We start from the raw sequence: 21,653 nt of genomic DNA on the forward strand, positions 1-21,653 counted from the left end.
GCTTGCATTCTTGTGCCCCGCCACCAGGCCGGGCATTCTCTACCTTTGATTCACGGGAGCATCTCCAATGACTACACACGCACAGCACGCCAAGGTGGGCGTCATCGGCCTGGGCGCCATGGGCCTGGGCGTTGCCCAAACCTTGCGCAACCGGGGCTACCAGGTCCATGTCTGTGACGTGCGCCCGGGGGCGGCGGCCGACTTTGCCAGCGCCGGTGGCGTGGCCTGCGCCCACCCGGCCGAGCTGGCCGCGCAGGTGGATGTGGTGGTGTCCGTCGTCGTCAACGCCGCGCAGACCGAGGCCGTGCTGTTTGGCGAGCATGGCGCCGCTGCGGCGATGCGCGCTGGCAGCACCTTTGTGATGTGCTCTACCGTTGACCCGAACTGGTCCATCGCGCTGGAGGCGCGCCTGGCCCAGAGCGGCGTGCTGTATGTGGATGGTCCCATCTCCGGCGGCGCGGCCAAGGCGGCGGCCGGCCAGATGACGATGATGACCTCGGCCACGCCAGCGGCCTACGCCGCAGCGGGCGCTGTGCTCGATGCGATGGCCGGCAAGGTCTACCGCCTGGGCGACAGGGCCGGCGCGGGCAGCAAGGTCAAGATCATCAACCAGCTGCTGGCCGGTGTGCACATTGCCGCCGCTGCCGAGGCCATGGCCCTGGGCCTGCGCGAAGGGGTGGACGCTGCGGCGATCTACGAAGTCATCACCCACAGCGCCGGCAACAGCTGGATGTTTGAAAACCGCATGGCCCATGTGCTGGCGGGCGATTACACGCCGCTGTCGGCCGTCGATATCTTTGTGAAGGACCTGGGCCTGGTGCTGGATACCGCACGCGCCAGCAAGTTTCCGCTGCCGCTGGCGGCCACCGCGCACCAGATGTTCATGCAGGCCTCCACGGCCGGTTATGCCAAGGAAGACGACAGCGCGGTGATCAAGATCTTCCCCGGCATCACCCTGCCCCAGGCGGCCAATGACGGAGGCCAGCGATGAGCGGCGCCGCGTTGAAGCTGGGCTGTATTGCCGACGACTTTACCGGCGCCACCGACCTGGCCAACAACCTGGTGCGCGCCGGCATGCGCGTGGTGCAGACCATTGGCGTGCCCAGCGGCCCGCTGGATGCGGAGGTGGATGCCGTGGTGGTAGCCCTCAAGTCGCGCACCATCCCCGCTGACCAGGCCGTCGCCCAGTCGCTGGAAGCGCTGCGCTGGTTGCAGGGCCAGGGCGCGCAGCAGATCTATTTCAAATATTGCTCCACCTTTGACAGCACGCCGGCCGGCAATATCGGCCCGGTGACGGACGCGTTGATGGATGCGCTGGGCAGCGACTTCAGCATTGCCACCCCGGCCTTTCCGGACAACAAGCGCACCGTCTTCAAAGGCTATCTGTTTGCCGGCGATATGCTGCTGAACGAAAGCGGCATGCAGAACCACCCGCTGACCCCCATGACCGACCCCAACCTGGTGCGCGTGCTGCAGTCGCAGACCCGGCGCAAGGTGGGCCTGATCGACCACAGCGTGGTTGCCCAGGGCGCAGAAGCCATCCGCAACCGCATCGCGGCGCTGAAGGCCGACGGCGTCGGCATTGCGATTGTGGATGCGGTATCGAACGGCGACCTGCTGCGCATGGGCCCGGCGCTGGCCGATCTGCCGCTGGTGACCGCCGGCTCGGGCGTTGCGATTGCGCTGCCTGCCAACTTTGGCCTGCAGGCCAGCCACCAGGCGGCCGCCTTGCCTGCGGCCAGCGGGCTGCAGGCAGTGGTGTCGGGCAGTTGCTCGGTAGCGACCAATGCCCAGGTGGCGCACTTCATCGCCAGGGGCCGCCCGGCGCTGGCGCTGGCGCCGCTGCGCATGGCCGCCGGTGACGATGTGGTGCGCGAGGCGCTGGACTGGGCCCGCCCGCATCTGGCCAACGGGTCGGTACTCGTCTACTCCACCGCCGAGCCCGACGCGGTGCGCAGCATCCAGGCACAGCTGGGCGTGGAGCAGGCGGGGGCCTTGGTCGAGCAAACCCTGGCTGCCATTGCGCGCGGCCTGGTGGCGCTGGGCGTGCGCCAGCTGCTGGTGGCCGGCGGCGAAACCTCGGGCGCCTGCGTGCAGGCGCTGGGCATTGCGCAGATGCGCATTGGCGGCCAGATTGACCCGGGTGTGCCTTGGTGCCATGCGGCCAGCCCTGCCGCGCCCGAGGGCTTGCACATTGCGCTCAAATCGGGCAACTTTGGCAGCACCGATTTCTTCACCAAGGCATTCACCTCCTTGCAAGGCTGACAACGATGGTCTTTATGGACGAAACCAGCGCCCGCGCCGAGATCTGCCGGGTCGGCGCCTCGCTGTACACGCGCGGCTATGTGCATGCCAGCGCCGGCAATATCAGCGTGCGCCTGGCCGATGGCTACCTGATCACCCCGACCGACGCCAGCCTGGGCCAATTGGTGCCCGAGCGCCTGGCCAAGCTCGATCTGCAAGGCCAGCAGCTGAGCGGTGACCGCGCCAGCAAGACCATCGTGCTGCACCGGCGCATTTACGAGGCCAGCGCCAACACGCCAACACCCGCCGGCTGCGTGATCCACACCCACAGCCGCCAGCTGGTGGCCTGCTCGCTGCAAGCCACTGCCGTGCCGGGGGTAGTGCCCGCTGCCGAGCTGCTGCCCGCGCTGACGCCCTACTTTGTGATGAAGGTCGGCCGCGTGCCGCACATCGCCTACCACCGCCCCGGCTCGCCCGATGCGGCACAGGCCGTGGCCGAGGCGATCGCGCAGTACGCAGCCGCCGGCAAACCAATCCGCGCCGTGATGCTGGCGCGGCTGGGCCCCAATGTCTGGCACGAGAGCCCGGCTGCGGCGATGGCCGTGCTGGAAGAGCTGGAGGAAACGGCGCTGCTCTGGAACCAGTGCCGCCAGCAGCCACCCGCGCCGCTGAGCGACGCCCAGATTGACGAACTGCGCCAAAGCTTTGGCGCCCACTGGTAAAACCCTAGGAACCCTCTGCAAAACTCCCTGCCGTGGTCTGAACGCGGTCTCGGGCGATCCGCTTCGTTGTCTTCCTTGTCAATAGCTACGGCTCGACTGCAAAAGACGCCTTGCGTCTCATCCCGATCCGCGTCCATCCCGCTTGGCGAGGGTTTTGCAGAGCATCCCTAGCCCTGCCTGCCGCGCTGATCACTTGCCTGCCGGCCGCCCCTTTTTTGGAAAGCACCCCATGCCCCGTTTTGCTGCCAACCTGTCCATGCTCTACAACGACCTGGACTTTCTGGACCGCTTTGCCGCCGCTGCGCGCGATGGTTTTACGGCCGTCGAGTACCTCTTCCCCTACGCCTACGCGCCCGAGCAGCTGGCCGCCTTGCTGCAGCAGCAAGGCCTGCAGCAGGTGCTGTTCAACGCGCCGCCGGGCGACTGGGACCGGGGCGAGCGCGGCATCGCCTGCATCCCCGGGCGGGAGGCCGAGTTCCGCGATGGCATCGCGCAGGCGCTGCGCTATGCCCAGGCGCTGCAATGCCCGCGCCTGCATGTGATGGCCGGCCTGGTGCCTGCGGGCGCAGATGCTGCTACCGTGCGCGCCACCTACATCGCCAATATCCGCCATGCGGCCGAGCAGGCGGCGGCGCAAGGCGTGCGCATCCTGCTCGAACCCATCAATGGCCGCGATATGCCGGGCTTCTTCCTGAGCCGCCAGGACCAGGCCCATGCCCTGGTCGCCGAGATCGGCGCCGCCAATGTGCAGGTGCAGATGGACCTGTACCACTGCCAGATCGTCGAAGGCGACCTGGCGATGAAGATCCGCCAGTACCTGCCCACGGGCCAGGTTGGCCATATCCAGATCGCCGGCGTGCCCGAACGCCATGAGCCTGATGTGGGCGAGCTGCACTACCCCTATCTGTTTGCGCTGCTGGACAGCCTGGGCTACGACGGATGGATGGGCTGCGAGTACAAGCCCGCACGCGGCGCGGCGCCCCATGCCACCAGCGATGGCCTGGGCTGGCTCAAGCCCTATCTGGCCAAGGCCCACTAAGCGGCTCTACGCGCCGCCGTGGTGGATGGGATGAATCGGCTGCCCTAGAATCCCCTCATCCCCCTTTAGCCGCAGGCCCACCGGCCCGCCGCCATGCGATGCGACCACCAGCGACCGAATCCTTTTTGCAGCGGGTGCGCCAGCACCTGCAGGCACTGCCGGCCACCGAGCGGCAACTGGCCGACTTTGTGCTGGAGTTCCCCGGCGAGCTGGCCAGCTACGCAGGCAATGAGCTGGCCCAGCTGGCGAAGGTGTCGCCCTCGACGGTAAGCCGCTTTATCCGCCGCCTGGGCTATGAGAACTACGAAGAAGCGCGCCGCCAGGTGCGCGAGGACAAGCAAAGCGGCTCGCCGCTGTTCCAGTCGGCGGCCCAGGCTTTTCAGCGCGGGCAGATGCTGGCCACGCACCGCGAGCGCTCGCTGGCCAATCTAACAAACACCTTGGACCAGCTGAGCGAGCCGCAGCTGAGCGAGATCGTGCAAGCCATCATCGCTGCGCGCCAGGTGCTCATCTTTGGCAGCCGCAGCAGCCATGCGTTTGCCCAGTATCTGCGTTGGCAAATCATCCAGGTGGTACCCCAGGTCATCAGCCTGCCTGGCCCCGGTGAGACCCTGGCCGAATACACCGCCCAACTGGGCAAGAACGACTGCGTCATCCTCTTTGGCATGCGCCGCCAGACCCGGCAGATGGCCGCACTGCTGGCCAGCGCCAGCAAGGCTGGCGCCTCGGTGCTGCTGGTGAGCGACCAGGCCTCCCCGCACTACGCCGCCGCCACCTGGTCCATCCAGTGCGACTGCCATGGCCCAGGCCTGTTGGACAACCATGTGGCCGTGATGGCCGTCTGCGACCTGCTGGCCACGATGGTGCTGGAGGCCGCCGGCGCGCCGGGCCGCAAGCGCCTGGCTGCCATTGAGCAGCAGCATGAGCAGCATCGGGAGTTTTGAGGCTGGCTGGGCTGCACCATGTAGCAAACCTGCAGAGAGCGAGAACTTGCGTATGGGCGATTGATCAGACAGCTGGCGAATGGACTCGTAGGGGTCGCCGGCCAAGGGCGCTGGCAGCGTCTGAAGTGCATGTGACGTTAGGCTGACGGCAGCCAGCCGGATTAGACCTTCGTTTGGCCAGCGAGAAGGCTCACATCGGTGCGAGCTGGCTCATTCGCCGCTGGGTCATAATCGGCCGATCGCGAAGCCCCATGGGGCTCGATCAGCAGTTTCCTACACCAACTTCCTACCTGGAGCCCAAAATCTGATGGCTGCCATCTTCGCATTCAAATGCAGTTGCTGCGGCGACATCCATGAGGGGTCCCCCTGCATTGCCTTCAGGGCGCCGGATCATTACGCAAGCCTGTCGGATGAACAGAAGGCGTCCATCGGGAAACTCAGCAGCGACTTCTGCACAATCACTCACGACGACGGTACGGACTACTTTGTACGAGCAGTTCTAGAGGTGCCGATTCATGGAATCGAGGAACCATTTCTCTGGGGGATCTGGGTCTCTCTCAGCCAAAAAAGCTTCGAACGCTATTACGAGACATACGAAGCTCCCGTTGAGGGAGAGGGATTCTTCGGCTGGGTTTGCAACAACATCAGTGTCTATCCATACGCGTCGTACAGGCCCGCCGATGTTGTGGTTCAACTTGGCGGTCAACGTCCAAAGGTGATCCTTCACACAGGCGATCCCAAGGATGATCAACTCGTCATGGACCAGACTGAAGGCATTTCAGTGGCCCGTGCCCAAGAGCTGGCAGAAAAGGCAATGCACTACGGGTGAGACCTGCATGAAAACCTCTTGAGCCAAGCTGCTCGATCAGGGCCGCTATTGAAGGCTGGCGACTTAACCTCAACGTCGTAGAGAGGCCGGCACAAGCGATCGCCCTATTCTCAAAATACTGCCCCTTAGTCGATCGCCAGTTCCAACGCTGGCGGTTGCAGTTTTTGCGCCCTGATGCCCTCAGCCCTCACCTTATAGACCTCGGCTAATCTCGCTACAGCTATGTACGCTGCCGATGCATCAGCTGCTGCGGCCTTGCTTTCAGAAAACGCCCCCACCACCCTGATCCCCAACGCCACCCTGGATGGCACGTTGCTTGCTTTAGCTTGGCTGGTGCATGAAATTTCAATTTCACATGCACCATATTAGTGAAATACCTATACCAAACTTCGATGAACTGCCCAACACTGGCGCAGCGATCCGAAACGAGCAAGTACGACTCTTCTCAAGGAGCTTTCAATGGCTGGTGGACCTGCACTTTCCTCTGCACCCGACTCTCCCAAGGTGGCCGAACTCGACCAGGCCCTGGACAAGATAGGGGTGACCCGCTCGCACCACACGATCATCTTTCTGATCCTGATTGGCTGCCTGTTTGACAGCTTCGAGCAGAATGCGGTCGGCATCATCGGGCCCATGCTCAAGGAGCAATGGGGGCTGACGGCGTCGGACATCGGCATGCTCAACTCGGTGACCTTTGCCTGCGCGGCGATTGGCCGTATCGTCTCGGGCTATATCGCCGACCGCTATGGCCGCCGCGTGATGCTGTCGGTGGACTTGTTGCTGTTCACGATTGGTGCGGGCATCTGCGCGATGGCGCCCAACTTGGCGGTGATGGCACTGGGCCGGGCGGTGGTGGGCTTTGGTCTGGGGGGTGAGATTGCGATTGCGGTCACGATGCTGTCGGAGTTTTGCTCGTCCAAGTTCCGGGGCACGGCGGTCGGCCTGGTCAATGTGGGCGCGGGCGGGCTGGGCAATTTTCTGGCGCCGGCCTTTGGCCTGCTGGTGTTCTGGATCTTCCCCGGCGACAACGGCTGGCGCTGGCTCTTTGTCTGCCTGATGGTGCCAGCGCTGCTGGCTGCGTTCTACCGCCGCTATATCCCCGAGACGCCGCGTTTTCTGCTGTCGCAAGGCCGTATTGCCGAGACCAATGCGGTGCTGACGCGCCTGGCATCGGGCAAGCTGGCGGGCGCTGCGCAAGCCAGCCACCCCTATATCAGCGATGGCGGCAGCACCACCACGGCGGCCAAGATCAAGGTGCGCATCACCGAGATTTTCCGGGGCGCGCTGGGCCGCCGCACCGTGCCGCTGTGCATCACCATCTGGATGACCTATGGCGCGCAGATCTCGGTGCTGACCTTGATGCCGACGATTCTGGTGGGCCTGGGCTACAGCATGTCCAAGAGCCTGCTGTTCACGATGGTGATGCAAAGCGGCAGCCTGCTGGGCGCGATTGCGGCCTCGGCGCTGGGCTTTCACTTTCCGCGCAAACGGGTGCTGACCGCCGGCGCCATCTGCGCCTGCCTGGCAGCACTGACGATTGGCTTTGCGGCCAAGAGCATTGTGGTGCTGCTGATGGCCGGGGCCACCTTCCAGTTCTTTGTGCTGCTGCTCAACACCACGATCTGGATCTATGCGCCCGAGCTCTACCCCACCCGTGTGCGCGCCTTTGGCACTGCCTTCATTCTGGCCACCGGTACGGCAGCCGGTGCACTGATGCCGCTGGTAGCAGGCCGTCTGTTTGATGGCTTTGGCCTGGGCGGCGTGTTTGGCCTGGCCGCTGCGATGTACCTGGTGTTCATCATCAGTGTGCAATGCGTACCCGAAACCTATGGCCGCTCCCCCGATGCCGAGCCCCTGGCTGGCACATCTGCCGCGGCCCAATCCTAGTTTTGCTGCATGCCCAAAATCCTGCTGATCAACCCCAATGCCTCCGAGGCCACCACCGCGATGATGGCCGATATTGCCCAGCGCGCGGCACCCGCGCAGTGGCAGATTCTGCCCCGCACCGCCGGCAAGGGGCCGTCGATGATCGTCAACGCGGCCGAGCTGGCGCAAGCCGCGCTGGAGGTGGAAGACTGCTGGCGCGATGCGCCCAGCGACTGCGCCGGCACCATCATCAGTGCCTTTGGCGACCCGGGACTGGAGCGGCTGCGGGCCTTGAGCCGCATGCCAGTGGTGGGCATTGCCGAGGCCTCGATGCTGGAGGCGGCCAGCGGCGGGCGGCGCTTTGGCGTGGCCACCGTGACGCCGGACCTGGTGGAGCCGATTGCCGGGCGGGTGGCTGCGGTGGGTTTGACCCATCTTTACACCGGCATCCGCCTGACCGAGGGCGACCCGCGCGCCCTGAGTGGCGATGCCCCGGCACTGGAAGCCGCCCTGGCACAAGCAGTGCAGCGCTGTGTGGACGAGGATGGCGCGCAGGCCGTGATCATTGGCGGCGGCCCGCTGGGCCAGGCCGCCATTGCGCTGGCCGAGCGCCTGCACCTGCCGGTGATTGCGCCGATTCCGGCGGCGGTACGCAGGCTCGCGCAGCTGATGGGCTGAGCGCGCCTGCGATCTGCCAAGCGGCTGTTAATTAGTTAATTAGCCAGCAGTACGCAGTTGCCAGAACGGCAGCGCTTGTGGCCCGCACATGCCGGTTGCAATGCGCTGGGCCGTGGGCAGCGAGCCGGTCAGCCCCAGATGGCCATGGCCCACTGCCAGCCACAGGCCCTGGATCGCATCGATATGGCCCAGCACCGGCACGGAACCTGGCAGGCAGGGGCGGTGGCCCATCCAGTGCTGGGCTTCCAGGCCGGCCAGCGCCGGGAAGGCCTCGCGGGCGATGCGCTCAATGCCAGCGGCGCGGCGCGGGTTGGGCGGCGCCGCCAGGCCAGCGATCTCGACCGTGCCGCCTACGCGCAGCCCGCCTTCCATCGGCGCGATAAACACCTTTTTGTCGGCCAGCACCACGGTGCGCTCCACCAGGTGCTGGGCGCCGGCAAACTGGGCGTGGTAGCCGCGTTGTGATTCGATCGGCAGCAGCATGCCCAGCGGCTTGAGCAGCGCTGGCGCCCAGGCGCCAGCGGCCACCACCACATGTGGCCAACGCTGCGCATCCAGCGCGGCATCGCCGGTGCGCACGGCCCAGCCCTTGTCATCGGGGCGGATGGCTTTGACCTCTGCGCGCACCAGCTTGCCGCCGCGCTGCACAAAGGCATGCAACATGCTTTGCACATAGCGCAGCGGGTTCAGGATGGTGCCGTGGTCGGCCAGGTAGCGGCCATGGGCATAGCCCTGGGGCGCATGGGGCTCCAGCGCCTCGATGCCGGCGCGGTCCAGCTCCTCGACCTGGTAGCCGTATTTGGCGCGCAGCTGCCAGCCGGTGGCATCCTTTTGCGCATAACCGGCATCGGGGTAGAGGTGCAGATGGCCGCGCCGCATGAAGAGCTCGGACACGCCCAGGTTCTGCGCCAGCGCCGCATGCGCATCAACGGCGCCCTGGTACAGATCGTTGAGGCGCTCGGCCGCAGCGGCCACGCGCTTGGGCTCGGCCGATTGCGCAAAGGCCACCAGCCAGGATGCCGCCTTGGGCAGGTGCTTCCAGCCAATCGACAGCGGGCCGTCCTGGTCCATCAGCATGCCGGGCACGGTCTTCAAGATGCCGGGCAGGGCCAGCGGCGCGACCGAGCCGGGGCTGATCGCGCCCGAGTTGCCGTAGCTGCATTCCATGCCAGGCTCGCCCCGGTCGATCAGGGTGACGGCCACGCCATAGCTTTGCAGCGCCAAGGCCGTGGCCACGCCGACCACACCGGCACCCACCACCACCACCTGCTTGGGCGCCTGCACCGGGGCGCCCTGCTTGTTCGCTGTCTCTGTCATGTCATCCAATCTGCAAAACCGGCCCAGACCAAGGCGGCCTCGGGCGTGAATCGTGCCTGCGCCAGCTGCTGCTCGACCTCGCCGGCCTGCCACAGCGCAAACTGCGCCACCTCGCCATCCTGGTTGCGGGGTGCCATGCCGTCAGGCACGGTGGCGGCATACCAGTGGATGTCTTCGTACATATAGCCCAGGTCGCCGCCACCATCGCTGTCGGGCTGGCGAAAGCGCAGCACGCCGCCATGGCGCAGGCCTTGCAGGTCGGCGATCTGCAGACCGGCCTCTTCCCAGGTTTCGCGGGCCAGCGCTTGCTCCAGGCTGTCCTGGGCCGAGACCATGCCGCCCATCAAGGTGTCCCAGTGCAGCGGGTAGTTGGCCTTGTTGGCCGCGCGCTGCTGCACCCACAGGCGCCCATCCGGGGCCATGCCCACCAGGTGCACCGCCAGGGTGGCAATGCCCAGCACGCGCACTGCCCCGCGCTCCACGGTACCAATGCGGCTGCCATCGACCGCCTGCACAGCAAGCTGCTCATTGCGCCAGGGGCCGCTGCGGCCCGCATCGCGCAACGCATCGGCCAGGCGCCCCATCAGGGTGGTGGCATCTTGCGTCGGCGATTCCAGCAGCCACACCGCCGTGCCCGAGCGCTCGCGCTTGGACAGCAGTGCATCACCGCCCAGGCGCCCTGCGATACCGGTCTCGATCAAGAAATCCTCGACCAGCGAGCCGACCGCCTGGCCGTTGACCCAGAGCGGCAGCCTGGCCTTGCGCGGGGGCGACTGCATGGCCGTGCGCGCTGCAGCCAGCCAGGCGGGCGGCTGGGGCGCGAACGGCGGGGGAGAAACAGGGGACATGGGGCACTATCAAAATAAAAGCAGATGGATGTTAGTCCATCTGCGCCTGGGGGCCGCCAAGCCCCGCCCCAAAACCCGATGCGGGCATCGGCTACGGGAATATCAAGGCAGCAGGATGCTGCTGCCCGTGGTCTTGCGCGCCTCCAGCGCGCGGTGGGCGGCCTGCACTTCGGACAGTGCAAAGCGCTGCGCGATGTGGATCTTGACCTGGCCCGAACCGACGACGGCGAACAGGTCATTGGCCATCGCCTGGCAGGCCTCGCGCGAGCGCAGGTGGGTGAACAGCCCCTGGCGGGTAACATAGAGGCTCTTGGCCGCCAGGATGGCCGGCGCAAAAGGCGGCACCGGGCCGGAGGCGTTGCCAAACGAGACCATCAGGCCAAAGGCGCGCAGGCATTGCAGCGAGCCATCCCAGGTGTCCTTGCCGACCGAGTCATAGACGACCTTGACGCCCTTGCCGCCGGTGATGTCCTTGACCCGCTCGGCAAAGTTTTCCGTGCGGTAGTTGATGGCCACCTCGGCGCCATTGGCCAGCGCCAGCTGGCATTTTTCATCGGAGCCGGCGGTGGCAATCAGGCGCAGGCCCAGCGCCTTGGCCCATTGGCAGGCGATCAGCCCCACCCCGCCAGCGGCGGCATGGAACAGCACAAAGTCGCCCGAATGCAGGCCTTCGGCCGGCTTGGCCTGGCGCAGCAGGTACTGGGCCGTCAGGCCCTTGAGCATCATCGCCGCGCCGGTTTCAAAATCAATGCTGTCGGGCAGCTGGCAGACATAGGTGGCGGGCATCACCCGCACTTCGCTGTAGCTGCCCGGCGGGTTGCTGGCATAGGCGACCCGGTCGCCCGGCTGCAGGTGCTGCACGCCATCGCCCACGGCCTCGACGACACCAGCGCCTTCCATGCCCAGGTTCAGCGGCATCGGCAAGGTGTAGAGGCCGGTGCGCTGGTAGACGTCGATGAAATTGAGCCCGATCGCATGGTGGCGGATGCGCACCTCGCCCGGGCCGGGCGCGCCGACGTCCAAGTCGACCAGCTTCATCTCCTCGGGTCCGCCATTGCGGGCAATCTGTACTGCCAAAGACATGGAAATTCTCCTGTGTGAACTGGGATAGGGTCTGGCCAGGCTCCTGGTGCCGTCAGTCACCATGCTGCCACGCTTTCAGGCGGACCGCTGTCACGGGGATGTACAGTCTGGCGATGCAACAAAAACTGACACCTTCGACGATGGCGCTGCTGACCACCGCGCCGCTGATGTGGGCCGGCAATGCCGTGGTCGGCCGGCTGGTGCATGAGCTGGTCTCCCCGATGCTGCTGAACTTTGTGCGCTGGCTGCTGGCCTTTGCGATCATGCTGCCGCTGGCCTACCCGCTGCTGCGCCGGGGCAGCCCGCTGTGGCCGCACTGGAAGCGCTGGTCCGTCATCGGCCTGCTGGGCATTGGCTGCTACAACGCCCTCCAGTACATGGCACTGAAGACCTCGGGGCCCATCAATGTGACCTTGGTCGCATCCAGCATGCCGCTGTGGATGATGGCCTTTGGCGCGCTGTTCTTCCAGACCCGCATCACGCGGCCGCAGATGCTGGGCGCGCTGTTTTCGGTCAGCGGCGTGCTGCTGGTGCTCAGCCATGGCGACTGGCAGCAGCTGAGCCAGCTGCGCCTGGTGCCGGGGGATCTGTTCATGCTGCTGTCCACCGCCTGCTGGTCGCTCTACAGCTGGCTGCTGGTGCGCACCACCCATGAGCCCGCCGGCATCAAAAGCCAGTGGGCGCTGCTGCTGATGGCCCAGCTGGCGTTTGGCCTGCTGTGGTCGGGCCTGTTTGCCGGCACCGAATGGGCGGTTGGCGCCAGCCAGCTGCAGATGAACAGCACCCTGCTCTGGGCGATTGCCTATATCGTCATCGGCCCGGCGATCCTGGCCTACCGCTGCTGGGGCATCGGCGTGCAGCGGGTCGGCCCGACGGTGGCGGGCTTTTTCACCAACCTGACGCCGCTGTTTGCCGCCGTGCTATCGGCCGCATTTCTGGGCGAGCCGCCCCGGCTCTACCACGGTGTGGCCTTTGTGCTGGTCGTCGCCGGCATTGTGATCTCGTCGCGCCGGGCGTGATGCGGGCCCGCCGCGCCGCTTACAACCTGCTACCGATAGAACGCAGGCTTCACACTGGCGCCCTTGTGCAGGCGCACAGTGCATCCCATATGCGGTGACACCACCATCGCAAGGATGCCGAGATGAATGCGCAAGAACAAACCCTGATCGAGAACCTCTTCCAGCAACTGCGCCAGCGCGATGGCCAGCCCAAGGATGGCCAGGCAGAAGCCTGGGTACGCCAGCAGGCCCAGCAAACCCCGGATGCGCTCTATTGGCTGACCCAGCGTGGCCTGCTGCTGGAGCAGGCGTTGCAGCAGGCGCAGCAGCAAGAGGCGCACTTGCAGGCACAACTGGTCGAGGCCCGGGCTGCTGCCGCCCCACCGGCCAGCGGCAGCGGTAGCAGCTTTTTAGGTGCCGGGCTGGACACGCATTTTGGCCGCACCCCCGATGCCAATCTGGCCAGCCGCAGCCCAGCGGGCTATGCGCCGAGTTATCCGCCCCACAGCGCTGCCCCTGCTGGCTATGCCGATACGCCCGCCCGGGCCAGCAGTGGGCGCTGGTTTGGTGCAGCCCCGGCAGCGCCTGCGCCCATTCCCGCCCCGATGCCTGCGCAGCCCAGCGCGGGATCGGCAGCAGGCGGCTTTCTGGGCCAGGCTGCTGCCTCGGCCGCCGGTGTGGCAGGCGGCATGCTGCTGTTCAATGGCCTGAGCCACCTCTGGAGCAACCCCGCCCAGGCAGCGACCACCCCCAGCCATGCGGCCAGCAGCAGCGGCCCGGCCGCAGACAGCGCCAGCACGGCCAGCGCCAGTTCCACCGGCAGCGGCGACAACAGCGGCCTGGACCAGCTCGCCCAGCAAGCCGGGCGCGACCATGTGGACTCCTCCGTCAACCGCTGGATGCCCGATTCGGACAGCAGCAACAACAGCAGCGACAGCAACAGCCAGGACATCGCCGACTATGACAGCGGCGACGATGGCTTTGACTTCTTGGACGACGACCAGGCTTGATCGCCAGCCTCAATGTCAGCCGTAAAAAAAACCGCCCGGGCATCTGCCCGGGCGGTTCTGCTTTGGGTGACAGGTGTTTAGAAAGTACCTGTGTAGGAGCCGCCATCCGGCAGGATGTTCTGGCCGGTGATATAGGCGGCCTGCTGGCTGCACAGGAACGCGCAGATCGCGCCAAACTCATCGGCGGTGCCGTAGCGGCCGGCAGGAATCTGCTTTTGCTGCGCCTCGCGGATATCGGCTTCGCTCTTGCCGGTCTTGCTGGCAGTGGCGGAGATGGTGGCCGCAATGCGGTCGGTGTCGAACTTGCCGGGCAGGATGTTGTTGATGGTCACGCCCTTGGCGGCAATGGCGCTGCGTGCCACACCGGCCACAAAACCAGTCAGGCCGCTGCGCGCGCCGTTGGACAGACCCAGGATGTCGATGGGTGCCTTCACGGAGCTGGAGGTGATGTTGACGATGCGGCCAAAACCGCGCTCGGCCATGCCGTCGATCAAGGTCTGGATCAGCGCGATGGGGGTGAGCATGTTGGCGTCCAGCGCCTTGATCCAGGCTTCACGGTCCCAGTCGCGGAAATCGCCGGGTGGTGGGCCGCCAGCGTTGTTCACCAGAATGTCAAAGCGCTGGCCAGGGCCGCCTTCGGCACTCAGCACGGCGGCACGGCCGGCTTCGGTGGTGATGTCTGCGGCCACGGCAATCACCTGGGGTGCCACGCGGCCAGGGGCGGCTGCGGCCCACATGGCGGCCATCACCTTGAGCTGGCGGGCGGTGTCCTTCAGCGCTTCTTCGCCGCGGGCGTTGATGACCACGTTGACGCCTTCATTGACCAGCGCCTGCGCGCAACCACGGCCCAGGCCTTTGCTGGCCGCGCAGACCAGGGCCCATTTGTTGGCAATTCCAAAATCCATATTCAAATCTCCTTGTGGGTACCGATGCTATGCGACAAATGGCAACGGCGTTGGCGCGAACGCCCATGCCCTTTATGGCCTCTTGACTTGGTGGGTGAATACGTAGATGCCGGTCAGCACCAAGGCTGTGCCGCCCACCATCACCGGGGTCAGCGGCTCGCCGAGCAGCCACACGCCCATCAGGATGGTGGACAAGGGGCCAATCATGCCGGTCTGGGCCACGGTGGCAGCACCCAGGCGTTCGACCGCCAGCATCACCAGCAACACGGGCACGGCAGTACACAACGTGGCGTTCAAGACGGACAGCCAGATGACGGCCGCATCCACCTGCGCGGCCTGCAGCGGCCTGGTCAGCAGAAACTGCGCAATGCAGAACAGGCAGGCAAAACTGGTGGCCAGGCCCACGAGGCGCAGGGCACCCAGGCGCTTCACATACTGGGCGCTGTAGACCAGGTAGATGGCATAGCTCACGGCGCTCAGGAACACCAAGGTGGCGCCCCAGCCGACCTGCTGGCCGGCGCCGTGGGTGTACAACTCCATGCCGAACACCAGCATCACGCCGGCGTAGCTGATGGCCAGGCCCAGCAGCTGGCGGCCGCTGGCCACCTTGCGGTACAGCAGCCAGCCCAGCGCCAGCACCAAGGTGGGGTTGAGGTAGAGGATCAGCCGCTCCAGCCCCGCGCTGATATAGCTCAGCCCGGCGAAATCGAGGTAGCTGGAGAGGTAGTAGCCGCAAAAGCCCAGCGCGATGACGGCGAGCCAGTCACGCAGCGACAGCGCCGGTTTGCCCCGCCCGGCCCACCAGGCCATGATGACGAACAGCGGCAGCGCAAACAGCATGCGGTACATGATCAGGGTGACCGCATCGACCCCATGGCGGTAAGCCAGCTTGACGATGATGGCCTTGCCGCTGAACGCGATGGCGCCGACGACGGCGCAGACCATGCCGGCGCGGCGCACGCTGGGCGTGGGCACCGCAGCCGGTGCAACAGAAACAGACAAGATAACTCTCCAACAATCAGTGCTGGTCCGCCGCGCCGTGAAACAGGCGATGGTGCATGCGGCGAATCGACCACCAGACGCCCAAGCCTATCACCGGGATGGCCAGCGCCGCCGTCGTTTCTGGCGACAGTGGCCACCCCCATTTCTGCAGGCCCTTGGCCAGGTAGCTGATGAGGCCGGTGAAGTAGTAGGTGATGGCCGCCACCGACAGGCCCTCGACGGTGGACTGCATCTTGAGCTGCAAGCCCTGGCGCTCGTTCATCGCCTTGAGCACCGCCTGGCGGCCCTGCTTCTGGCTGATGTCGACCCGCGTCTGCAGCAGGTTGCTGATGCGCGAGACGCGCTGGGACAGGGCCTCCAGCCGCTGGTGCGCCGACACGCAGGTATTGCGCGCGGGGGTCAGGCGCCGGTCCATGAAATCGCCAATGGTCTGGTAGCCGCCCAGGCGGGTTTCCTGGATATCGCCCACACGCTGGCGCACCAGCGCAAAGTAGGCGCTGCTGGCCGAGAAGCGCGAGTGGTGGGCGGCGTACTGGCTCTCGACCTGGGCCGCCAGGCGCGTGAGCTGGTCGAGCAGTTGCGGCTCGCTGGCGGCACCGGCGCTGCGGATGGCCGATGACAGCTCGGCCAGCTCGGACTCGGTGCTGGCGAGCTTTTCCATGGTCTCCCGCGCCGCAGGCAGGCCCAGCAAGGCAGCCATGCGGTAGGTCTCGATCTCGAGCAGGCGCTGCACCAGGCGGCCATTGCGCGCCGCCGACAGGCCCTGGTTCAGCACAAACAGGCGCGATGCGCCATCCGAGTGGATGGAGAAATCGGTGTAGATCTGCGCTTTCTGCTCGGAGGCCCTGGAGGCGACGAGCTTGTCCTCGTACAGCCAGCGCTGCTCGACCTTTTTCTCCAGCGCGGGCGATGCGGGCAGCACCCAGGCGTTCATCGCCAGCAGGCAGCGGCCCGGCAGCCCGGCCAGCCACTGGGCGGGCACCAGGTCGCTGGCAGACGGCAGCTCGGCCTCATCGAGCGCCTCGGGGCGGATGGGCACCATCCAGGTCCAGGAGACAAACTCGGTGTGCAGCTCCCAGCGCAACCGGCCATTGCCCAGGTCCAGGCGCAGGTGGTTGGCCTCGGCATCGGGCACGGGCAGCTGCAGATCGCGCAGCAGCTGGTGCAGCCACTGGCGGCTGGCTGCGCGCTCGGCGGCATCGGTCCACATCACCGTGCAGAACACGGCGGTGTGATCGGGCAGCGCTTCAGGCGGGCGGGAATGGACTTCGTTGTGCAGCGCACGGCGCAGGTCGTGCTGCTGCAGCAGGGGCAGGTTTTTCATGAAGGACAAAATGCGGCAATCACCAGACGGCAAGCCGTCGAACTGCCGCAATTGTCGTGCCAAGCCAATACTTGTGCAGGCGCCAGCGAAAAAGCGGCGCGCCTGCTGCTGCGGGCAAGGGCCGCCTTATGGCCTTATTGCGGCACCTCAAAGCTCAAGGTGGCGGTGTGGCGCACCTCGTCGTACTGCTTGCCGCCCAGCTTCACGCTGCCGTTGTCAACCCTGGCCGTGACCTCCATCACATAGAGGCCGGGGAACGAGGGCGTAAAGCGCACGGTGCCATCCTTGGCGGGCAGCAGCACCCGGCGCCAGCCTTCGCTGGTGTCCACATTCACCTGGCTGGCTGCCACCGGCCGGCCCTTGTACATCAGCTGGTAGGTGTTGCCCTGGGGCGTTGTCGGCACCAATTCCAGGTCATGAACGGCCCGGGTCTCCTGGCGGCCAAAGCGGGCCTGGTAGTAGGTCAGCACACCATCGCTGCCGGCACGGGTGGCCGCAAAGCGCTGGTCGGCCGGTGCGCCCTCTTCCTTGGCCAAGACAAAGGGGTCGGCCGATGCCGGCACGGTCTTGCCTTCTGCCACTACCTGGCGCGGTTCGCTCAGTTCGCTGAGTTGTCCTGGCGTCTTGTGCAGCTCGCCCACTTGGGCGCGCGTCTGGCCGTTCTCGGTTTGCAGCCACAGGTAATCGGCCTGCGCCGGCAAGACAGCGCCGACGCTGGCGGACACGGCCAAGGCCGCTGCTAGCAGTGGGCGAAACAGGGTGGATGGTGGGGTGGTTTGGCTCATGAGCGCCTCCTAGGGGGTTGGATGGGATAGCTGGCGGGTTCCCCTGGGGTGTGCCGTGCGCAGCGGATGCACATCTGATGGGCGGGGAATAGCTGGCGCTGGGGGGGGCCATTGCGATCCACTGCTGGCAGGCCCCGGTGCACGAGGCGATGGGCCCGGCCCTGCAGGGCCCGCCCCTTTCGCTTGCGGATCGCAGCCTAACCCAGTTTGCGCAATGCAAAAGCCAAAACTGCTGTTTTTGGACAAGGCCGGGTTGTGCAGATGTGGGCGGGGCGGCCCTGCGTCGATCACAGCTTGGGCGTGTACTTCAGGGTCAGCATGGCATTGCGCGGATCGCCATAGCTGCCGCCGGTGTAGCCGACAAAGCCCGGCAGGATGTAGTGCTTGTCAAACACGTTGTTCACGTTGAGGGCAACGCTGACCTCGGGCGTCGCCTGGTAGGCCAGCCGCAGGCTGGTGATGGTGTTGCCGGCAACCTGGAAGGAGCGGTCATAGCTCAAGGTATGGCTTTGCGCGACGACGCCAGCGCCCACACTCATGCGGTGCCAATCGCCAGGCAGCTGGTAGGACAGCCAGGCACGCAGCATGTGCTTGGGCGTCCAGGTGCTGAAGACCTGGCCCTGGTTGGTCGGGTCGTTCAGGAATTTGCTGGTGTTGAAGGTGTAGCCCACCATGGCCTGCAGGCCGCGTGCCACTTCGCCGCTGACTTCGGCCTCCACCCCCTGGCTGCGCACCTTGCCGGCTGAGGTGGAGCAGTACCAGCCGTCACAGGCATAGCCGGAGGCCAGGTCGTTGACGGCGCGGTTCTTGTGGTCGTAACGGAACAGCGCCAGCGAGGTGTTGAGCTTGCCGTTCATCAGCGCGCCCTTGATGCCCAACTCGTAGTTGGTGCCGGTGATCGGATCGAGCACCTTGCCGTCGACGGTGCGCTCGGATTGGGGCTCGAACACGCTGGTATAGCTGCCGTACAGCGACCATTCGGGGGTGAGTGCATACACCAGGCCCGCATAGGGCGTGATCTCACCGGAGGTGGTGGTGAGCTGGCGCTCGTCGTTGAGCGCATTGGTGTAGAGCGAGTCATACCAGCTGGAGCGAGCGCCCACAATCGCCGTGAGCCGCTCGGTCAGGCGGGTGCGCAGGCTGCCATAGATGCCCTTTTGCCGCACATCGTAGGCAGACTTCCACTGCCGGCCACCGGCGGCCAGCAGGCTGGCCAGGCTGGGCTCGGGCCGGTGGTGGTCGATGTTGAAAATATCGGCCCCGGCTGTGAAGGTGCGGGCATAGACATCGTTGGAGCGGTACTTGGAATAGTTGGCGCCCACTGTCACATCGTGGCGCAAGCCCGCCAGCTCAAAGCGGCCGTTGATGAAGGCATCGAAGGCGACCTTCTTCAGGTCGAAATCGGTGTACCAGTCGTCATAGGTCACATCGCCACCACCGGCTGCCACCGTGCCGGTCATGCGCTGGTGCAAGGAGGCATTTTGCTCGCGCACCTGCAGCGCCGAGACCTTGAGCTTCCAGTCGTTGTTGATGCGGTGGTTCAGGTCGGCATAGACCGTCGTCTGCTTCACGTTCGAGCGGTTCCAGTCGGAGCCGGTGAAGGTGGAGCGTGGCAGGTCGGGCATGCTGCCGTCGGCGTACAGCGGCAGGCCCATGATGAAGGGGCGGCCCTTGCTGTCGAGCTGGCTCACGCCGAAGCCGACCGTCGTGTCGGGGCTGATGTCGTAATCCAACGCGGCATAGAGCGAGCGTGTGCGCTCATTCACATAGTCGACAAAGGAGTGGCCACGCGACTCGTCCACCACCAGGCGGCCCCGCAAACCGCCCTCGTCGTTCAGCGGGCCGCCGGCATCGAGCTGCAGGCCATAGCGGTCCCAGGAGCCGGCACGGGCGGTGACGGTGATGGTCTTCTCACGCTGGCCGCGCTTGCGCACCAGGTTGACGGCGCCCCCGGGGCTGCCGGTGCCCTGCAGCAGGCCCGAGGCACCGCGCAGCACCTCCAGCCGGTCATAAAAGACCATGCCCTCGGTCCCCCAGTTGCCCAGCGAGTAATGGTTGCGTGGAATGGCCACGCCATCGTACTGCCAGGCATCGATCTGGAAGCCGCGTGCGGACAGCACCATGCCCTGGCCCACGCCCTGCACTCCCATCGTGCCGGTCACCTTGTTCATCGCATCGCGCAAGTCGCTCACGCCCTGCTCATCGAGCTGCTTGCGCGTCATCACGCTGATGGACTGCGGAATGTCCTTGAGCGACTGGTCGCCCTTGTTAAGGCTCACCGCCGAGGCCGCCAGCGAGCCCGAACCTTCGCTGGTCGCGTTGCGCTCGCCTTGTGCGGTGACCGTCACCGTCGGCAAGGTGCTGGTGTCGGATGCGGCAGGCATTGCCTTGATGACCATGGCCTCGCCTTGGCGCACTGCCATCAGGCCGCTGCCGGCCAGCAGGCGGTCGGCCGCCTGCTGCGCGGTGAGCATGCCGGAGACGGCGGGGGCCGTCTTGCCCTCCACCAACGCGGGGGCAAAGCCGATGGACACGCCGGTGGCTGCCGACAGCGCCTGCAGCGCCGGCCCCAGCGGCTGGGCCGCAATCGACAGGCTGCTGGCCTCGTTGGCCTGATGGGCCGGTGTGGGCGATTGGGCATAGGCAGCCTGCGGCACCGCCAGCACCAGCGCGGCGGCCAGCGCCAGCGGTGCGGGGTGGAAGCGAGCGTTTCGGGATACCGCGCGAGTGTGCGGCGCTGAGCGCAAAGAGAAGGACAAACGGGTTGGGGACATGGTCAGGCAAAGCAGTAAATAAATCTCATTACCTTCTATGACGCACCGTAGGCGCAGAACTGCACCCCGCTTGTCGCATTTTCTGGAATTATTTTTCCAGGCAGGCTCTGCCACCCTCACCCAGGCCCGAGTTCAGCCGGCCTAATGTCTGGCCACAATCTCGGCCCGGCCACCGGCGCTCGGCACCAGGCGCACCGGCAGCACCAGGGTCAGCATATGGGCGAACTCGGCCGGCTTGGCGGTCGCGTAGCTGCCGCCCATCGGCAGTGCGGCGACGGACGGGTCGTGCACCACCAGGCCGGTAGGGCCGTAACGCTCCATCTCCTGCAAGGCCTGGGCAAGGGGGGTGTGGTCAAAGCGCAGCAGGCCCTTGCGCCACAGGCCCACGCTGTCGGGGGCAACCTGGCCCACCGGCGACAGCAGACCATTGGCCGCCACCTGGGTGGCTTGGCCAGCGGTCAGCAACTGCGCGGCCGCTGGCGTTTGCACGGCGGCCACGCGCACCCGCCCCTCCTGCACCTCCACCCGCACCTGACCCGCATCGATGCCATCGTGGCGAAAGCGCACCGCAAAGCGCGTGCCCACGACGGTGACGCGGGCCGGGCCGGCCTGCACTTCAAAAGGCTTGCTGGCATCGGGGGCGACGCTGAACATGGCCTGGCCATGCGCCAGCTGCACCTCGCGCCGGTGGCGGTACAGGCGCACCTGGGCATCGGTGTCGGCGTCGAGCTCCAACGTCGAGCCATCGGGCAACTGCAGGCTTTGGCGCTGGCCGCGCTCGGCGACATAGTGCGCGCTGTAGACCGGCTGCATCCACTGGTTCCAGCCCAGGCCCAACGACAGCAGCAGCACGGCGCACAGGGCCAAGCCACGGGGGCCGGGCAGCAGTGCCTGCTGCCAGCGCCGGTAGCGCGTTGGCTTGGGTTGTGCGGGTGCGGGCTTGGGCGATGCGGCCGCTGCCGGCTGGTTTGCCGCTTGGCTGGCGCGCCACTGGGCCACCGCGTCTGCGGGCAGCGCGCGCAAACCCGCAACAGCTGCATCCATGCGGGCAAAGGCTTCGGCATGCTCGGTGCTGGCTTGCAGCCACTGCGCCAGCTCCGCCTGCTCGCCTGCATTCAGGCCCTGCTCCTGGCGCGTATGCCACTGCGCCGCCAGTACCTCCACAGCATCCTGCCCGCCAAAGAAGGCCTGCAGCGCGCGCGCCTCCGCCGCCTCGTCAAAAGGCGGGGCGGGTGCATCGGAGGGCGTGGTGGAAAAACGGCTCATCTCAAAGCTATAGACGCAT

Annotated in this window: 20 protein-coding genes; 11 read left to right on the forward strand and 9 right to left on the reverse strand. The window is 66.1% G+C overall.

Annotation, left to right across the window (positions count from 1 at the left end):
* The first annotated feature begins 67 nt into the window (after positions 1-67).
* From ltnD to AB7A72_RS03105, 9 genes are all read left to right on the forward strand, one after another.
* Positions 68-991, forward strand: coding sequence for an L-threonate dehydrogenase (gene ltnD, locus AB7A72_RS03065; protein ID WP_312834180.1), 924 nt, complete (start codon positions 68-70; stop codon positions 989-991).
* On the forward strand, positions 988-2,265 hold the full coding sequence (gene otnK, locus AB7A72_RS03070; RefSeq protein WP_312834179.1) for a 3-oxo-tetronate kinase: 1,278 nt from the start codon (positions 988-990) through the stop codon (positions 2,263-2,265). Before ltnD ends, otnK begins: the two co-directional genes overlap by 4 nt.
* A gap of 14 nt (positions 2,266-2,279) precedes the next feature.
* Positions 2,280-2,966: a class II aldolase/adducin family protein gene (locus AB7A72_RS03075; RefSeq protein WP_369458973.1), complete on the forward strand. Its 687-nt coding sequence runs from the start codon at positions 2,280-2,282 to the stop codon at positions 2,964-2,966.
* A gap of 229 nt (positions 2,967-3,195) precedes the next feature.
* On the forward strand, positions 3,196-4,005 hold the full coding sequence (gene otnI, locus AB7A72_RS03080) for a 2-oxo-tetronate isomerase (protein ID WP_312834177.1): 810 nt from the start codon (positions 3,196-3,198) through the stop codon (positions 4,003-4,005).
* A gap of 98 nt (positions 4,006-4,103) precedes the next feature.
* On the forward strand, positions 4,104-4,949 hold the full coding sequence (locus AB7A72_RS03085; protein WP_312834176.1) for a MurR/RpiR family transcriptional regulator: 846 nt from the start codon (positions 4,104-4,106) through the stop codon (positions 4,947-4,949).
* Between the two features lie 307 nt (positions 4,950-5,256).
* On the forward strand, positions 5,257-5,778 hold the full coding sequence (locus AB7A72_RS03090; RefSeq protein WP_312529020.1) for a DUF2199 domain-containing protein: 522 nt from the start codon (positions 5,257-5,259) through the stop codon (positions 5,776-5,778).
* 222 nt (positions 5,779-6,000) lie between these two features.
* The gene (locus AB7A72_RS03095; protein ID WP_369458974.1) at positions 6,001-6,147 is read left to right on the forward strand and encodes a hypothetical protein; all 147 of its coding nucleotides are present in this window, start codon (positions 6,001-6,003) and stop codon (positions 6,145-6,147) included.
* Positions 6,148-6,237: 90 nt separating this feature from the next.
* A complete protein-coding gene (locus AB7A72_RS03100) occupies positions 6,238-7,665 on the forward strand; it encodes an MFS transporter (protein ID WP_369458975.1) in 1,428 nt (475 codons plus the stop codon).
* A 9-nt stretch (positions 7,666-7,674) separates the two neighbouring features.
* Positions 7,675-8,322 (forward strand): aspartate/glutamate racemase family protein, encoded by a 648-nt coding sequence (locus AB7A72_RS03105; protein WP_369458976.1) that lies wholly within the window; start codon positions 7,675-7,677, stop codon positions 8,320-8,322.
* 39 nt (positions 8,323-8,361) lie between these two features.
* Here the strand turns inward: AB7A72_RS03105 and AB7A72_RS03110 are convergent, their stop codons facing one another.
* The 3 genes from AB7A72_RS03110 to AB7A72_RS03120 all read right to left on the reverse strand — a co-directional run bounded on the left by AB7A72_RS03110 (position 8,362) and on the right by AB7A72_RS03120 (position 11,570).
* On the reverse strand, positions 8,362-9,639 hold the full coding sequence (locus tag AB7A72_RS03110; RefSeq protein WP_369458977.1) for an NAD(P)/FAD-dependent oxidoreductase: 1,278 nt from the start codon (positions 9,637-9,639) through the stop codon (positions 8,362-8,364).
* Complete coding sequence (locus AB7A72_RS03115; RefSeq protein ID WP_312834170.1) at positions 9,636-10,487, reverse strand: NUDIX hydrolase; 852 nt, start codon at positions 10,485-10,487, stop codon at positions 9,636-9,638. The genes AB7A72_RS03110 and AB7A72_RS03115 overlap by 4 nt, the downstream gene beginning before the upstream one ends.
* Positions 10,488-10,589: 102 nt before the next feature.
* Positions 10,590-11,570: a quinone oxidoreductase family protein gene (locus tag AB7A72_RS03120; RefSeq protein WP_369458978.1), complete on the reverse strand. Its 981-nt coding sequence runs from the start codon at positions 11,568-11,570 to the stop codon at positions 10,590-10,592.
* Positions 11,571-11,683: 113 nt separating this feature from the next.
* On the opposite strand from AB7A72_RS03120, the gene AB7A72_RS03125 reads away from it, so the two are divergent.
* Both AB7A72_RS03125 and AB7A72_RS03130 read left to right on the forward strand, forming a co-directional pair.
* A complete protein-coding gene (locus AB7A72_RS03125; protein ID WP_312834169.1) occupies positions 11,684-12,589 on the forward strand; it encodes a DMT family transporter in 906 nt (301 codons plus the stop codon).
* 122 nt (positions 12,590-12,711) lie between these two features.
* On the forward strand, positions 12,712-13,578 hold the full coding sequence (locus AB7A72_RS03130; RefSeq protein ID WP_312834168.1) for a DUF2076 family protein: 867 nt from the start codon (positions 12,712-12,714) through the stop codon (positions 13,576-13,578).
* A gap of 77 nt (positions 13,579-13,655) precedes the next feature.
* Here AB7A72_RS03130 and AB7A72_RS03135 read toward each other — a convergent pair whose 3' ends face one another.
* The 6 genes from AB7A72_RS03135 to AB7A72_RS03160 form a co-directional block, all read right to left on the reverse strand.
* On the reverse strand, positions 13,656-14,483 hold the full coding sequence (locus tag AB7A72_RS03135; protein ID WP_312451585.1) for an SDR family oxidoreductase: 828 nt from the start codon (positions 14,481-14,483) through the stop codon (positions 13,656-13,658).
* 72 nt (positions 14,484-14,555) lie between these two features.
* A complete protein-coding gene (locus AB7A72_RS03140; protein WP_239812648.1) occupies positions 14,556-15,428 on the reverse strand; it encodes a DMT family transporter in 873 nt (290 codons plus the stop codon).
* A 73-nt stretch (positions 15,429-15,501) separates the two neighbouring features.
* Positions 15,502-16,809, reverse strand: coding sequence for a DUF3422 family protein (locus tag AB7A72_RS03145; RefSeq protein ID WP_312834166.1), 1,308 nt, complete (start codon positions 16,807-16,809; stop codon positions 15,502-15,504).
* A gap of 134 nt (positions 16,810-16,943) precedes the next feature.
* Positions 16,944-17,594 carry a hypothetical protein gene (locus AB7A72_RS03150; RefSeq protein ID WP_312834165.1) on the reverse strand — a complete coding sequence of 217 codons (651 nt, stop codon included), beginning with the start codon at positions 17,592-17,594 and terminating at the stop codon, positions 16,944-16,946.
* 287 nt (positions 17,595-17,881) lie between these two features.
* Positions 17,882-20,368: a TonB-dependent siderophore receptor gene (locus tag AB7A72_RS03155; RefSeq protein WP_369458979.1), complete on the reverse strand. Its 2,487-nt coding sequence runs from the start codon at positions 20,366-20,368 to the stop codon at positions 17,882-17,884.
* Between the two features lie 141 nt (positions 20,369-20,509).
* A complete protein-coding gene (locus AB7A72_RS03160) occupies positions 20,510-21,634 on the reverse strand; it encodes a FecR family protein (RefSeq protein WP_369458980.1) in 1,125 nt (374 codons plus the stop codon).
* Between the last annotated feature and the right edge of the window lie 19 nt (positions 21,635-21,653).

Source organism: Comamonas sediminis, assembly GCF_041107495.1.
GTDB classification, from domain to species: domain Bacteria; phylum Pseudomonadota; class Gammaproteobacteria; order Burkholderiales; family Burkholderiaceae_C; genus Comamonas; species Comamonas sediminis.

What these genes read in the sequence shown, in the direction of transcription:
- AB7A72_RS03130 (WP_312834168.1), top strand. Translation starts at nt 12,712, where the DNA reads ATGAATGCGCAAGAACAAACCCTGATCGAGAACCTCTTCCAGCAACTG.
- AB7A72_RS03090 (WP_312529020.1), top strand. Translation starts at nt 5,257, where the DNA reads ATGGCTGCCATCTTCGCATTCAAATGCAGTTGCTGCGGCGACATCCAT.
- AB7A72_RS03115 (WP_312834170.1), bottom strand. Translation starts at nt 10,487, where the DNA reads ATGTCCCCTGTTTCTCCCCCGCCGTTCGCGCCCCAGCCGCCCGCCTGG.
- AB7A72_RS03150 (WP_312834165.1), bottom strand. Translation starts at nt 17,594, where the DNA reads ATGAGCCAAACCACCCCACCATCCACCCTGTTTCGCCCACTGCTAGCA.
- AB7A72_RS03095 (WP_369458974.1), top strand. Translation starts at nt 6,001, where the DNA reads ATGTACGCTGCCGATGCATCAGCTGCTGCGGCCTTGCTTTCAGAAAAC.
- otnK (WP_312834179.1), top strand. Translation starts at nt 988, where the DNA reads ATGAGCGGCGCCGCGTTGAAGCTGGGCTGTATTGCCGACGACTTTACC.
- otnI (WP_312834177.1), top strand. Translation starts at nt 3,196, where the DNA reads ATGCCCCGTTTTGCTGCCAACCTGTCCATGCTCTACAACGACCTGGAC.
- AB7A72_RS03125 (WP_312834169.1), top strand. Translation starts at nt 11,684, where the DNA reads ATGCAACAAAAACTGACACCTTCGACGATGGCGCTGCTGACCACCGCG.
- ltnD (WP_312834180.1), top strand. Translation starts at nt 68, where the DNA reads ATGACTACACACGCACAGCACGCCAAGGTGGGCGTCATCGGCCTGGGC.
- AB7A72_RS03110 (WP_369458977.1), bottom strand. Translation starts at nt 9,639, where the DNA reads ATGACAGAGACAGCGAACAAGCAGGGCGCCCCGGTGCAGGCGCCCAAG.
- AB7A72_RS03145 (WP_312834166.1), bottom strand. Translation starts at nt 16,809, where the DNA reads ATGAAAAACCTGCCCCTGCTGCAGCAGCACGACCTGCGCCGTGCGCTG.
- AB7A72_RS03100 (WP_369458975.1), top strand. Translation starts at nt 6,238, where the DNA reads ATGGCTGGTGGACCTGCACTTTCCTCTGCACCCGACTCTCCCAAGGTG.
- AB7A72_RS03075 (WP_369458973.1), top strand. Translation starts at nt 2,280, where the DNA reads ATGGACGAAACCAGCGCCCGCGCCGAGATCTGCCGGGTCGGCGCCTCG.
- AB7A72_RS03160 (WP_369458980.1), bottom strand. Translation starts at nt 21,634, where the DNA reads ATGAGCCGTTTTTCCACCACGCCCTCCGATGCACCCGCCCCGCCTTTT.
- AB7A72_RS03105 (WP_369458976.1), top strand. Translation starts at nt 7,675, where the DNA reads ATGCCCAAAATCCTGCTGATCAACCCCAATGCCTCCGAGGCCACCACC.
- AB7A72_RS03135 (WP_312451585.1), bottom strand. Translation starts at nt 14,483, where the DNA reads ATGGATTTTGGAATTGCCAACAAATGGGCCCTGGTCTGCGCGGCCAGC.
- AB7A72_RS03155 (WP_369458979.1), bottom strand. Translation starts at nt 20,368, where the DNA reads ATGTCCCCAACCCGTTTGTCCTTCTCTTTGCGCTCAGCGCCGCACACT.
- AB7A72_RS03085 (WP_312834176.1), top strand. Translation starts at nt 4,104, where the DNA reads ATGCGACCACCAGCGACCGAATCCTTTTTGCAGCGGGTGCGCCAGCAC.
- AB7A72_RS03140 (WP_239812648.1), bottom strand. Translation starts at nt 15,428, where the DNA reads ATGGTCTGCGCCGTCGTCGGCGCCATCGCGTTCAGCGGCAAGGCCATC.
- AB7A72_RS03120 (WP_369458978.1), bottom strand. Translation starts at nt 11,570, where the DNA reads ATGTCTTTGGCAGTACAGATTGCCCGCAATGGCGGACCCGAGGAGATG.